Source organism: Hyphomicrobium sp. LHD-15 (assembly GCF_031157355.1).
In the GTDB taxonomy this organism is placed as follows: domain Bacteria; phylum Pseudomonadota; class Alphaproteobacteria; order Rhizobiales; family Hyphomicrobiaceae; genus Hyphomicrobium_C.
Genome location: NZ_JAVIFT010000004.1, coordinates 33187 through 46711, shown reverse-complemented (window position 1 = coordinate 46711; position 13525 = coordinate 33187). Strand labels below are relative to the sequence as shown.

Annotated in this window: 6 protein-coding genes; all 6 read left to right on the top strand. The window is 65.4% G+C overall.

The window, feature by feature from the left end; all coding sequences use genetic code 11:
* Positions 1-63 precede the first annotated feature (63 nt).
* The 6 genes from ahcY to addA all read left to right on the top strand — a co-directional run bounded on the left by ahcY (position 64) and on the right by addA (position 13522).
* Positions 64-1470 (top strand): adenosylhomocysteinase, encoded by a 1407-nt coding sequence (gene ahcY, locus RCO24_RS13710; RefSeq protein WP_308962856.1) that lies wholly within the window; start codon positions 64-66, stop codon positions 1468-1470.
* A 294-nt stretch (positions 1471-1764) separates the two neighbouring features.
* Entirely contained in the window at positions 1765-4236 is a 2472-nt protein-coding gene (locus tag RCO24_RS13705) for a HAMP domain-containing sensor histidine kinase (RefSeq protein WP_308962854.1), read from the top strand.
* Positions 4181-5770 carry a tRNA (adenosine(37)-N6)-threonylcarbamoyltransferase complex ATPase subunit type 1 TsaE gene (gene tsaE, locus RCO24_RS13700; protein ID WP_308962853.1) on the top strand — a complete coding sequence of 530 codons (1590 nt, stop codon included), beginning with the start codon at positions 4181-4183 and terminating at the stop codon, positions 5768-5770. The genes RCO24_RS13705 and tsaE overlap by 56 nt, the downstream gene beginning before the upstream one ends.
* A gap of 15 nt (positions 5771-5785) precedes the next feature.
* Positions 5786-6511, top strand: coding sequence for a nucleotidyltransferase family protein (locus tag RCO24_RS13695; RefSeq protein WP_308962851.1), 726 nt, complete (start codon positions 5786-5788; stop codon positions 6509-6511).
* A 217-nt stretch (positions 6512-6728) separates the two neighbouring features.
* Positions 6729-9905, top strand: a complete 3177-nt coding sequence (gene addB, locus RCO24_RS13690) for a double-strand break repair protein AddB (protein ID WP_308962849.1) — start codon at positions 6729-6731, stop codon at positions 9903-9905.
* A gap of 2 nt (positions 9906-9907) precedes the next feature.
* Positions 9908-13522: a double-strand break repair helicase AddA gene (gene addA, locus RCO24_RS13685; RefSeq protein WP_308962847.1), complete on the top strand. Its 3615-nt coding sequence runs from the start codon at positions 9908-9910 to the stop codon at positions 13520-13522.
* Positions 13523-13525: the final 3 nt, after the last annotated feature.

Sequence of the window (13525 nt, the reverse complement as noted above, 5' to 3'; positions counted from 1 at the left end):
GAAGGCGAACTTTTTGTCCCGAAGAGGCTCCGCCTCCGGGAAACGCTCGAAAAAGGGATCCTCATGACCGCTGCCCAGGATTACATCGTCAAAGACATCTCGCTTGCCGCCTTTGGCCGCAAGGAAATCGAGCTCGCCGAAACCGAGATGCCGGGCCTGATGTCGATCCGCGCCGAATATGGCCCGACGCAGCCGCTCAAGGGCGCCCGCATCGCCGGCTCGCTGCACATGACGATCCAGACGGCCGTCCTCATCGAGACGCTGAAAGCCCTCGGCGCCGACGTGCGCTGGGTCTCGTGCAACATATTCTCGACGCAGGATCACGCCGCAGCCGCCATCGCAGCAGCCGGCACGCCTGTGTTCGCGTTCAAGGGTGAGACGCTGGTCGAATACTGGGATTACACCGCCAAGCTGTTCGACTGGCACGGCGGCGGCGTTCCGAACATGATCCTGGATGACGGCGGCGACGCCACCATGCTGGTGCACCACGGCCTCCGCGCCGAGAACGGCGACACTGCATTCCTCGACAAGCCCGGCTCCGAGGAAGAGGAGATCTTCTTCGCCCTCATCAAGCGCCTCCTGAAGGAGAAGCCGGCCGGCTGGTTCGCCCATGTCGCGACCTCCATCCGCGGCGTTTCCGAGGAAACCACGACCGGCGTGCATCGCCTCTACAAGCTCGCCGAGCAGAACCAGCTTCTGTTCCCCGCGATCAACGTCAACGACAGCGTCACCAAGTCGAAGTTCGACAACCTCTATGGCTGCCGCGAATCGCTGGTCGATGCGATCCGCCGCGGCACTGACGTGATGCTGGCCGGCAAGGTTGCGTTCGTCGCCGGCTTCGGCGACGTCGGCAAGGGCTCGGCCGCTTCGCTCCGCCAGGCCGGCGCCCGCGTGATCGTGTCTGAGGTCGATCCCATCTGCGCCCTTCAGGCATCGATGGAAGGCTACGAGGTCGCGACCATCGAGGACGCATTCAGCCGCGCCGACATCTACGTCACCGCCACCGGCAACAAGGACATCATCACTGTCGACCACGTGCGGCAGATGAAGGACCGCGCCATCGTCTGCAACATCGGCCACTTCGACAACGAGATCCAGGTCGCGGGCCTCAAGAACTTCAAGTGGACCAACATCAAGCCGCAGGTCGACGAGATCGAGCTGCCGTCCGGCAACCGCATCATTCTGTTGTCGGAAGGCCGTCTGGTGAACCTCGGCAACGCCATGGGCCACCCCTCGTTCGTGATGTCGTCGTCGTTCTCGAACCAGACGCTGGCGCAGATCGATCTGTGGGCCAACCCCGGCAAGTACGAGAAGAAGGTCTATACGCTGCCGAAGGTGCTCGACGAGAAGGTCGCGGCCCTCCACCTCGAGAAGCTCGGCGTGAAGCTCACCAAGCTGCGTCCCGACCAGGCCGACTACATCGGCGTGCCGGTCGAAGGCCCCTACAAGCCGGACCACTACCGCTACTGATTCGCGGCCGCAATCTGCGGCAAGCGCTTCGTTCAAAGGCCCGCGAGCGATCCGCCCGCGGGCCTTTTTTGTGTGCCGCGCCGAGCAATTCCGCGCTCCTGCGTAACGGCTTCGGTTTCGGTGTTCGCCTGTGCCCCGGATGGGCTGGCATCGGCTCCCGAAGCTCCTCATAATTCTCATTCCGATTCGCTGTCCGCGATACGGCACGTCTGTGCCTGATTGAATCGAAATCCGAGATCGATGCCAACCAAGAGCCCAACGCCAGAGCGGCAGAACACCAGGGTCGAGCTCATTATGCTCATCCTGGCCAGTCTTGCCTGCGTCACCATGCTGACGGCGATGCTCGCGTCTGGTCGCCGGATTCTGGAAACCGGTAGCTTGCCGGGCAGCGCCTGGATCTTGGCCGGGCTCGTTTCGCTTGGCGGGGCAGGGGCTCTTTATCTCGTCTATCAGGTGATCACGTCCATGCGCCGCCAAACCGGCCGCGCGCAGGACGAGGCACGCGAGCTGCGCCGGTCTCTGGCCGCTGCCGAGGCTCTGATCAAGGCCGAGCCTCAAGTGCTGATGCATTGGGAACAGGGCAAAGGCTTTGCTGTCGTCACCAACACGCTCGCTGGCGTGCCGGGCCTTCCGGCCAATTCCGTCGAGATGGTGCGCTTCAACCTTTGGCTCGATCAGAAAAGCACCGCGGCGCTGAAATCGGCCCTCGACGGCCTGCTCTCGGAAGGCCGTGCGTTCAATCTCATTCTGAAGACGGCAGCTGGCGGCCACATCGAGGCGGATGGGCGCGCGGCCGGTGGGCGGGCCGTGCTGCGCTTCAAGGACGTCGCCGGCTACAAGCGCGATCTGTCGGTTATTCTCGATCAGCATATGCGCCTTGCGCGCGACGTGCGGTCGAGCCGCGCGCTTTTGAGCGCATTACCCCATCCGGCCTGGCTGCACGACGCCAGCGGTCGCATGACCTGGGTCAACAGCGCCTATGTGAAGGCGGTAGACGCCGAGAGCGAGACCGAAGTCGTCGATGGCCAGATCGAGCTGCTGGAGTCGCGCCAACGCAAGGTCGTCGCGCGTGTTCTGAAAACGGGGCAGACGTTCAAGGAGCGCATGCCGCTTGTGGTCGGCTCCGAGCGCAAGACCCACGAGGTCACCGTGCTGCCGCTGGGCGATGCGACCGCGGGCGCGGCCATCGATGTTGCCGACCTCGAAACCGCGAAAGGTGAGCTTGACCGCCAGGTCGCCGCCTACGACCGCACGCTGGATCGCGTCGCCACGGCCGTTGCTATTTTCAATACCGACCAGAAGCTGACGTTCTTCAACGCGGCCTACCAGAAACTCTGGCGGCTCGATGCCGATTGGCTCGCGACCTCGCCCAGCGACGGCACCGTGCTCGATCGTCTGCGCGAACTCGGCCGCCTGCCCGAGGTGGTGAAGTACCGCGAATGGAAGAAAAACGTCCTCAAGTGCTACAAGGAAGAGACCGAACTCGAGGACTGGTGGCACCTGCCCGACGGCCGCAATATCCACGTCATGGCGACGCAGCGCCCGGACGGCGGCGTCACCTATCTCTATCAGGACGAAACCGAACGGATCTCGCTCGAAAGCCGTTACAACGCGCTAATCGGCGTGCAGACCGAAACGCTGAACAGCCTCAAGGAAGGCGTCGCGGTGTTCGGCACCGATGGCCGTCTGAAGCTGCATAACTCGGCGTTCGCCGGCGTCTGGAAGCTCTCACCGCAGAAGCTTTCCGAGAGCCCGCACATCGACGAATTCATTCGCGTTACCCAGGTTCTTTACGGCGAGATGTCGACATGGTCGGAGATCAGCCGGGCCGTGACCTCGTTCGAAGAGCGCGAGCCGTTGGAAGGCCAGATGGTGCGCCCCGACAGCAGCGTCATCGACTATGCGGTGACGCCGCTTCCGGATGGCGGTACGCTGCTGACTTTCGTCGACGTGACGGACTCGAAACGATACGAGCGCGCACTGATCGAGCGCAACGAGGCGCTCGTCACCGCCGACAAGCTCAAGAACAAGTTCATCGGACACATTTCCTATGAGCTTCGCACGCCGCTGACCAACATCATCGGCTTCAGCGAGCTGCTCTCAAATCCGATCTTCGGCGCCCTGACCCCGCGCCAGCGCGAATATCTGGAAGACATCGCCTTCTCCTCGAAGACGCTGCTCGCCATCATCGACGACATCCTTGATCTCGCGACCATCGACGCCGGCGGCCTGGAATTGAAGCTCGAAACCGTCGATGTGCGCGCTGTCATCGATCTCGCGATCAACGGTGTTCGCGAGCGTGCCGCCCGCGTCCGCCTGACCCTCGACATCGCCATTGCCGATGATGCGGTGACCTTCATGGCCGACGAGCAGCGCGTTCGCCAGATCCTCTACAATCTTCTGTCCAATGCGGTCGGTTTCTCGAAACCCGAGGGGGTTATTCATCTCTCCGCCTGGCGGGAGAGCGGCACCATGGTGTTCTCGGTGGAGGACCAGGGCGTCGGTATCCCTAAGGAACAGCAGCGCCATATTTTCGAGCGTTTTGAAAGCCGTAGTCAGGGGTCCAAGCATCGCGGGGCCGGCCTGGGGCTCTCGATCGTGAAAAGCCTTGTCGACCTCCACGGGGGCGACATGATGCTCGACAGCGAGCCTGGAACCGGAACCAAGGTCACTGTACGGTTCCCCGAGCGCGGCGTTGAGCAGAAACAGAATGACCTCCCCACAAGCACCGAGTCCTCCGATACCAAGCGAGTGGCGAATAGCTGATGCCGACGAGAGCGGCGTCACGCTCCTCGCCGAACGCATCGCTCTGAAGCTCGCCGTGGGCGACGTGGTCGCCCTCCACGGTGATCTCGGCGCCGGCAAGACCACCTTCGCCCGTGCCCTCATTCGCGCCGTGCTGGCGGATGCAGAGGCCGAGATTCCGAGCCCGACCTTCTCGCTCGTACAAACCTACGCGTCGAAGCGCTTCGAGCTTGCCCACCTCGATCTTTATCGGCTGGGGGGCGAGGACGAGCTGATCGAGCTGGGTCTCGACGAGAGCCTGGCGGCTGGTGTTGCCATCATTGAATGGCCCGAACGGGCGCCCGGCCTGCGCGCTGCGAACCGTCTCGATGTCCATCTCGTGCAGGGATCGGGCGACGATCTGAGATCGATCGCGCTCACCGGCAACGGCTCGTGGGCCGCGCGGCTGCAGCGCCTTGCTGAAATTTCGGCGTTCCTGGACGGCCATCCGCCGTGGGACATTGCGAGCGCCGCGTATCTGCAGGGCGACGCGTCTGCTCGCGCCTATGCGCGCCTCGACGGTCTGCAGGGAAAAGCCATCCTGATGGATCAGCCGCGGCAGCCCGATGGCCCTCCGATCCGGGGTGGCCTGCCCTATAGCCGCATCTCGCAACTGGCGGAGGATGTGCGCCCGTTCGTGGCCGTTGCGGCAGCACTCCGCGAGTCTGGTCTCAGCGCCCCCGAAATCTATGCCGCTGATCTCGATAGCGGCTTCCTGTTGCTTGAAGACTTCGGTGACCGCGTCTTTGGGAACGAGATCGCCAATGGCACCGACCAAGCCGAGTTGTGGCGCGCGGCCACTGAAGCGTTGCTGGTATTGAGCACGCTGCCGGTGCCTGAAGCCATCACGCTGCCCGATGGCGGCACCCATCGCGTTCCACTTCAGGACCGCTCCGTGCTCGGCATCGAGGTCGAGCTGCTGCCCGATTGGTATTGGCTCGCCATCCACGGCCAGCCGATTCCGCCTGATGTACGGGCCGAGTTCATGGATATCTGGGAGAGAATTTTCGCGCGCCTCGCATCCGAGCGCAAAGGCTGGGTGCTTCGCGACTATCACTCGCCCAATCTCGTCTGGCTTCCAGACCGCGAAGGCTTCCGCCGCGCCGGCGTGCTCGATTTCCAGGACGCACTCCAGGGGTCGCTCGCCTACGATCTTGTCTCGCTGCTGCAGGACGCACGCCTCGATGTGCCGGCCGCTCTGGAAGATGAGCTGCTTGCCTATTACCTCCGTATGCGCGCCGTGGTCGATCCCGCCTTCGATGCGGAGGCGTTCCGCTTCGCCTATGCGGCCCTCGGCGTTCAGCGCAACACCAAGATCCTGGGTATATTTGCCCGCCTCGCCATGCGCGACGGCAAGCGCGCATATTTGCGTCACATCCCTCGCATATGGCGCTATCTGGCGCGCGGACTGGCTCACCCCGCCCTTGCCGACCTGAGCCGCTGGTTCGACCGTTACCTGCCTGGCGACATCCGCCACGAGCCACCTGACATTCCTCTTCAATCCCCCGCCGTTTGAAATCGATAGAGACTGATGACCGACAAGGTAACGACTGCGATGGTGCTGGCTGCCGGTCTCGGCAAGCGGATGCGCCCGCTGACCGACGTGGTGCCGAAGCCGCTGGTGCGCCTCAAGGGTAAGCCGCTCATCGATCATGTGCTCGATAGGCTCGCGGCCGGTGGCATCTCGCGCGCCGTCGTGAACGTGCACTACTTGCCGGATCTGATCGAGGCGCATGTTGCCAAACGCACCGTGCCTTCCATCGTCGTTTCGGACGAGCGGGATGCGCTGCTCGATACCGGCGGCGGCGTCGTGCGCGCGCTTCCGCTGCTCGGCGACAAGCCGTTTCTGATCCACAATTCCGATTCGGTCTGGATCGACGGTGTAGGCTCGAACATCGCTCGCTTGATCGCGGCCTTCGACCCCGATCGCATGGACAGCCTGATGTTGCTCGCCAACGGGGCCACCAGTCTCGGCTACGAAGGACGCGGCGATTTCTGCATGGATTCGGACGGCGTGTTGCTGCGCCGCGACGAGCAGCGCGAATCACCTTTCGTGTTTACCGGCGTTTCGATCGCCCACCCGCGATTGTTCGAGAATGCACCCACAGGCGCTTTCTCGCTCAACAAGCTCTGGGACCGCGCCATTGATAGAAGGCGCCTGTACGGCCTGCGCCTGGACGGCGTGTGGATGCATGTCGGCACGCCGCAGTCTGTGGAGGAAGCGGAACGGTGGATAGAGCGCGCGGAAGGCGCCTGAACCGATCCCATCCAGGCTATACCCGTTGCTGCCCTAGACCATGATCGTTTCGGGCCCACGCGCTCCGATCGTCGCGGCCTCTACCGGACGCGGCGTGAATCGGCAGCGCAGGAAGAGCCCGAAACGTGAATCATCGGTCTCATCGAGAGACGGAGCGTGATTGCGATACAAAGAAAAAGCAATCATGCTCTAGCGGCCGGGAGCACCACCAACACCGATGACGTCACCACACCGCGCGAACATCTACACGGTCGAAGCCGGGCGCTCGTTTCTCGATTGCCTCGCCGCCGCCATTCTCGACGGCAGCCTGCCGGCCGCTGGCGGCGTTGCGCCGGCGACACTCGACTTGCCGCGCATCACACTCTACCTGCCGACGCGGCGTGCGACGCGCGCCCTTCAGGATGCGTTTCTGCGGGCCTCGGGCGGACGTGCGCTGCTGCTTCCGAAAATCGTTCCGATTTCCGAAGGGGAGGAAGATCTCTCGTTGATCACGGCGGCAGCCGAAGCAGAGACGACGAGCGAGCTTGGCGCCATCCCGCCTGCGATCGGCGAGCTGGAGCGCCGCCTCGTGCTGACGAGCCTCATCCAGCGCTGGACCGAGGTGATGCATCAGGCGCGGGGCGCAGACGCCGCCCTCGAGCCGTTGGCCGCTGCCGGCAGCAGCACGCCCGCGCAAGCCGCCGTGCTCGCGAAAGAGCTGGCCGGGTTGATGGACATGATCGAGACCGAGAACGTGAGCCTCGATGGTCTCGCGAAGCTCGTGCCGGAGACGTTCTCGGAGCATTGGCAGAAGACGCTCCAATTTCTCGAAATCGTTACGCAGGCCTGGCCGGCTTACCTTGCGCAGTCGGGTCATCTCTCGGCGGTGGGCCGCCGCAATGCCGTGATCCGCGCTGAAGCGCACCGCCTGACGATGCTGCCGCCGAGAGCGCCGGTCATTGTCGCGGGCGTCACTGGCTCGATCCCCGCGACCGTCGAGTTGATGCGCGCCGTGGCGCGTCTGCCGCAAGGCGCCATCGTGCTGCCCGCCCTCGACACCGATCTCGACGATCAAAGCTGGCAGGCCATCTGTCCGCAAGAGGCAGAGCAGCGTCACCCGGAGCATCCCCAGTTTGGGCTCGCCAGGCTACTCGATGCGTTGGGCGTTGCGCGAAGCGCGGTGACTCGCCTCGGAGAGCATTCTGAGCCAGCCGCCCGCGCCAGAAGCCGCCTCATCGCCGAAGCCATGCGCCCGGCTGGCACAACGGAGCGTTGGGAGAGCTTCGCCGCCGCAGCGCGTAAGGATCCTGCGGTGGCCGCGCCCAAGGGTCTGAGCCTGATCGAGGCGCCGACCGCGCAGGACGAAGCCGAAGCTGTCGCGCTTATCCTGCGCGAAGCGGCCGAAACGCCAGGGCGCACGGCGGCACTGGTCTCGCCGGATCGTTTTCTCGCGCGCCGCGTCGCGATCCGCTTGGAAGCCTGGGGCATCAAGGTCGACGACTCGGCCGGCCGCCCGTTGGCCAAGACGCCGCCCGGCGCGCTCCTCGATCTCGTGATCAACGCCGTTGCCACGCGCTTCGCTCCGGCCGAGGTCGTGGCACTGTTGAAGCATCCGCTGACGCGTTTCGGCCTCGATCCTTTCGCGGCCCGCCGCGCCGCCCGTGCGCTCGAAATCGCAACTTTCCGCACGCCCTATCTTGGCGAGGGACTGGATGGTGTCGAAGCGGCGTTCGAGCGCGCTTTCGAGGATCGCAGCAACGGCGATCGGACCAACAGTGTGCGCCAGCATCCGGCAGTCACCCGGCTCTGGACCGAGGATTGGCAGGGTGCGCGTGATCTGCTCGCGCGCGTGCGCGCGGCTTTCGGGCCGTTGATCGCGCTTTACGACCGGGCCGAGCCGGCCGCATTGCGCGACCTCGTGGAGGCGCACTGCAAGGCTGCGGAAGAGGTTGCACGTCTTCCCGCCGAGCCTGACCACAAGGAGGAGCCGGACAGTCCGCTTTGGCGCGACGAGGCCGGCGAAACCGCCGCGCGCTTCTTCGCGAGCTTGCTCGACGAGCGGCTGCCCCCGCTTGAAATTCCCGCGGCCGACTACGCCGATCTCTATCGCAGCCTCGCCAGCGCGGAAACCGTGCGCCCGCGTGGCCCGGTGCACCCGCGTCTCTTTATCTGGGGGCCGTTCGAAGCGCGCTTGCAGCAGACGGATGTCGTCATTCTGGGATCTCTCAACGATGGCACCTGGCCGAAATCGTCCGATCCCGGCCCGTGGCTCAATCGTCCGATGCGCGAGGCGTTGGGCTTGCCCTCGCCAGAGGAAAAGATCGGCCAATCCGCGCACGATTTCGCGACGCTGCTCGCCGCACCCGAAGTCATTCTCACGCGTGCCGAGAAAAAGGACGGCGTGCCGACCGTTCCGTCGCGCTGGCTGTTGCGCTTGAAGGCGCTTCTCGAAGGAATGGGCGTCGCGTCCGCGCTCGCGCCTAGCCAGCCGTGGCTCGCCTGGGCCCGCCAGCGTGACAACGTGGCAGCGGTGCCGCGTCTCAGAGTGCCGGAGCCGCGGCCGAGCTTTGCGCAGCGTCCGCGCAAGCTTTCCGTGTCGCGCATCGAAACCTGGATCGCGAACCCCTATGCGATCTTTGCGCGCGATATCCTGAAGCTCGAGCCGCTGGATCCGCTCGGCCAGCCGCCCGGCGCCTCACTGCGCGGTTCGATCATTCACAATGCTCTCTCGGCCTTTGCGGAGGCCTATCCGAAGACACTGCCGGAGAACGTCGAGCAGGAGCTGGTTCGTTTTGCCCGCGTGGCGCTCGAAGCCTACGCCGCCCATCCGCGCATCGCCGCGTTTTGGATTCCGCGCTTCGAACGCTTCGCTGCGTGGTTTGCCGCGACCGAGCCGCGCCGCCGGGCGGGCGTAATGGAAGTAAGGGCGGAGGTCTCGGGAAAGCTCATTCTCGAAGGCGCGGCCGCTCCCTTCACGCTGACCGCACGCGCCGACCGCATCGACATCCTCGATGGCGCGCTCGTCATTTCCGACTACAAGACCGGCACGCCGCCGCCAGACAACAAGGTGTTGGCAGGCGTCTCGCCGCAGCTCCCGCTCGAAGCCGCTATCGCGCTCGACGCGGATCTCGGCTTCGACAAGCTGCCGAAACATCCCGTTGCGACGCTGCGCTACATCCGCGCTTCGGGCGGCGAGCCGCCGGGTGACGAGCGCGATGTCAACGCACCCGACATCGCAGCCCTGGCAAGGGATACTCTCGACGGCCTCAAGCGCCACGTCGCGCGGTTCGACGACGAGCGCACACCCTATCGCCCGCTGCGGCGCGCGCGCTTTGGATACGATTTCGATGAGTACGCGCATTTGGCGCGCGTTGCCGAATGGTCGTCCGGGGCATCCGCCGAGGAGGAGGCCTGAGCATGAACGACCTCACGCCGATCGAGATCGAGCTTGAACGCACGACGCGCCTCCAGGCCGATGCCGCCGATCCGTCCGCTTCCGTTTGGGTGAGCGCCAACGCCGGCACCGGCAAAACCCACGTGCTGACCATGCGCGTGCTGCGGCTTCTGCTTGCCGGCACGCCGCCCGAGCGCATTCTGTGCCTCACCTACACGAAAGCCGCCGCGGCTGAAATGTCGAAGCGCGTGTTCGACAGCCTTTCCAAATGGGTGATGCTGCCGGAGCCAGATCTCGCCCGCACGCTCGCGGATTTCCTCGGCCGCAAGCCTGAGACCGAAGAAATTGCGCTCGCCCGGACGCTCTTCACGCGCGCGACGGAAACGCCGGGCGGCTTGAGCGTCCAGACCATTCACGCCTTCGCCGAGCGGCTGCTGCAACGGTTTCCGCTCGAGGCGGGTGTCACACCCGGTTTCGCGATCCTCGACGAGGAAACCTCGCGCAAGCTGATGCGCGAAGCCATCGATCAGGTCATCGGCGGCGCCGCCCGCAAGCGCACGAGCCCAATGGGTCGCGCCCTTGAAGCGGCGATCGCTTATGCCGCCGATGATCGCTTCGACGAAATTCTCGCCGATGCCTTGAGCCAGCGGGATTGGCTCGAAGCGGCTGTCCGCATGCCGCCCGTGCGTGAAGGCGGTGGCGCCGGTCTCGAAGCCGTTGAAGATCTCTATCGGCGTCATTTCACGATCCGCCGCGACGTCACGCGGGCAGCCATTCAGGCCGAGGCGGCGACGTTGCTTTCGAAGGCCGAGCTGGCGCACGTCCGCTCCGTGCTGCTCGGCGGCGGCAAAACCGATGCGAACATGGCAGCGAAGGTGGGTGCCGCGCTCGACGCCGCGACCGACCAGCAGCGCATGGAAGCGCTGTCCGGCCTCTTTATCAAAACCGATGGGGCGCCTCGCGAAAAGTTCCTGACCAAGGCGCTGGCCGAGAAGAACCCCGAAATCGACCCGATGCTGTCGCGCGCGCAGGGCCTCTTCGTCGCGCTCTGGGCCGAGCAGCAAGGGGCGGCCGTGGTTGAGGCGACGATGGCGCTGCTGCGCCTCGCCGATGCCGTCCAGCAGCGCTACACCGAGGCGAAGGTGCGCCGCGCCGCGCTCGACTTCGACGACCTGATCGCGCGTACGCGCAATCTGTTATCGACGCGTGCGTCCGCCGAATGGGTGCTGTTCAAGCTCGACAAGGGGCTCGACCACATCCTGGTCGACGAGAGCCAGGACACGAGCCCGTCGCAATGGCGCGTCGTCGAAGCGATGGCGACCGAATTCTTCTCGGGCTCGGGCGCGCGCGATGAGGTGCGCACGCTGTTTGCGGTCGGAGACGAGAAGCAGTCGATCTATTCGTTCCAGGGCGCGGCGCCCGAAATGTTCTCGGAAATGGGAAATCGCTTCGCGGAGTTGGGCGAGAGCACCGGCGCTACCTGGCGGCGCATCCCGCTGACGCTGTCGTTCCGCACCGTCGCGCCCGTGCTCGATGCCGTCGATCGCGTGTTCGCCAACACCAGCCGCACGCCGGGCGTGAGCCCCGCGCCGCATGCCGCCAAGCGGGCGGGGCATGCCGGGCTGGTGGAAATCTGGCCGACCGAGCGCGCCGAGGATGTGGAGCTGGCCGACGCGTGGTCGCCTCTGGAAGAGCAGTCGGCCGAGCCGCCGGTCGTGAGGCTCGCGAACCGCATCGCCGACACCGTCAAGCGCTGGCTCGACAACCGTGAGATCCTCGCGTCGTCCGGCCGCCCGATCGAACCAGGCGATATTCTGGTTCTGGTGCGCAAACGTGCGCCCTTCGCCGCGCCGATGGTGCAGGCCTTGAAGGCACGCGACATCCCCGTCGCCGGCGCTGACCGCATGCGCTTGACCGAGCAGATCGCCGTGCAGGACATGCTGTCGCTCGGCGATTTCCTGACATTGCCGGAAGACGATCTCGCGCTCGCCGAGGTCTTGAAAAGCCCGATCTTCGGCCTCGACGATGCCGATCTGACGACGCTCGCCTTCAGGGAACGCGAGAAGGCGGGCGATCCGCGCAAGGGCACGCTTTGGAAGGCGCTGCTGGAAACCGGCAAGACGAACGCGCGTTTCGTGGAAGCGGCCTCTACGCTGATCCGCTGGCGCAAGGCGGCGGACTTCCGCCCGCCGTTCGAGTTCTTTGCCGATATCCTGGATCGCGACGGCGTGCGCCAGAAATTGATTGCGCGCCTGGGGCCAGACGCCGCCGATCCGCTCGACGAGTTCCTGAACCTTGCGCTCACCTACGACGATGGCGCTCCGCCCTCGCTTGCGGGCTTCCTCGCGTTCATGCGCGACGGTAAGCGCGACATCAAACGCGACATGGAGCACGGCCGCAACGAAGTGCGTGTCATGACGGTGCACGGCGCCAAGGGGCTCGAAGCCCCGATCGTGTTCTTGCCGGATACCTGCAGCGCGGGTTCCGCTGCGAGTCAGGCCGGCCGGCCTATGAAGCTCGACGCCATGCAGCGCCCGACTGGCGTGGCCGTCCCCTTCGTCTGGCCGGTGAAAGGCACGAGCGGTCTCGCGCCGCTTCAGGAGGCTCGTGACGCGCTCAAAGCCCGCGACCGCGAGGAGCGCAATCGGCTGCTCTATGTCGCGATGACGCGCGCCCGTGATCGCCTTTATGTCGCGGGCTTCGAAGGCCGGCGCGGCCCAGAGCCCGGCTGCTGGTACGAGTTGATCCGCGAGGGGCTAGCCGGCGCCGTCGAGCGCGTCGCCGATGACAATGGTCTGGATGTGCTCCGCCTCGCGGCACCTCAAACGGCCAAGCCCGAGCCGCCGAAAGTGACGCTGACCGCACACCAGGGGGCTGCACCGCTGCCGCCGTGGAGCGCGACGGCCGTCCCCCGCGAGCCGCAATTGACGGTGCCGCTCGCGCCGTCTCGTCTCGCGCCCTACGATACCGACGACGAAGGCGAGCCTCTGCCGACACCGCCGCCGAAGGATCCGCAGGCCGAGCCGGCCGCGATGAGCCCGGCCCGGCTTTCCGATCAATCCCGCTTTCTGCGCGGCACGCTCACCCACGCGCTCTTGCAGCACCTGCCGCAGATCGCGCCCAAGGCTTGGCCCAAGGCCGCAAAGGCGTTCCTGGCCGAGCGAGGACGCGATCTTCCGGCGCGTACGCTCGCGAACATCGCGTCCGAGGCGATTGCGGTGTTGGGCGACGCAACGTTTGCGCCCGTGTTCGGCCCGGCGAGCCAGGCTGAAGTCCCGATCGTCGCGGTGATCCCGCGCCCGGAGGGAGATGGCCCGCCGCTGCGCATCGCAGGCCAGATCGATCGGCTGGCCCTTCTCGATGACGGTGCTTTGATCGTCGACTACAAGACCAACCGCGCCCCGCCGCGCACGCTGGAGGCGGTGGCTCCCGTCTACCTCTTCCAGCTCGCGGCCTATCGTCTGGCCGTTAGCGAAATTGCGCCTGGAAAGCCCGTTCGCGCTGCCCTCCTCTGGACACAGGGCGCGCATCTCATGGAGATCCCGCAGCAGACGCTGGACACCTATGCAACGGAGTTATGGCGCTTGAAGACCGGCGCTTTGCCGGATGAGCCGGAGAGTCGCCAACTCAAGAAATGAGCA

Bases quoted from the DNA above. Each gene is read 5' to 3' on its own strand.
- ahcY (WP_308962856.1), top strand. From the start codon at position 64: ATGACCGCTGCCCAGGATTACATCGTCAAAGACATCTCGCTTGCCGCC.
- RCO24_RS13705 (WP_308962854.1), top strand. From the start codon at position 1,765: ATGCTCATCCTGGCCAGTCTTGCCTGCGTCACCATGCTGACGGCGATG.
- tsaE (WP_308962853.1), top strand. From the start codon at position 4,181: ATGACCTCCCCACAAGCACCGAGTCCTCCGATACCAAGCGAGTGGCGA.
- RCO24_RS13695 (WP_308962851.1), top strand. From the start codon at position 5,786: ATGACCGACAAGGTAACGACTGCGATGGTGCTGGCTGCCGGTCTCGGC.
- addB (WP_308962849.1), top strand. From the start codon at position 6,729: ATGACGTCACCACACCGCGCGAACATCTACACGGTCGAAGCCGGGCGC.
- addA (WP_308962847.1), top strand. From the start codon at position 9,908: ATGAACGACCTCACGCCGATCGAGATCGAGCTTGAACGCACGACGCGC.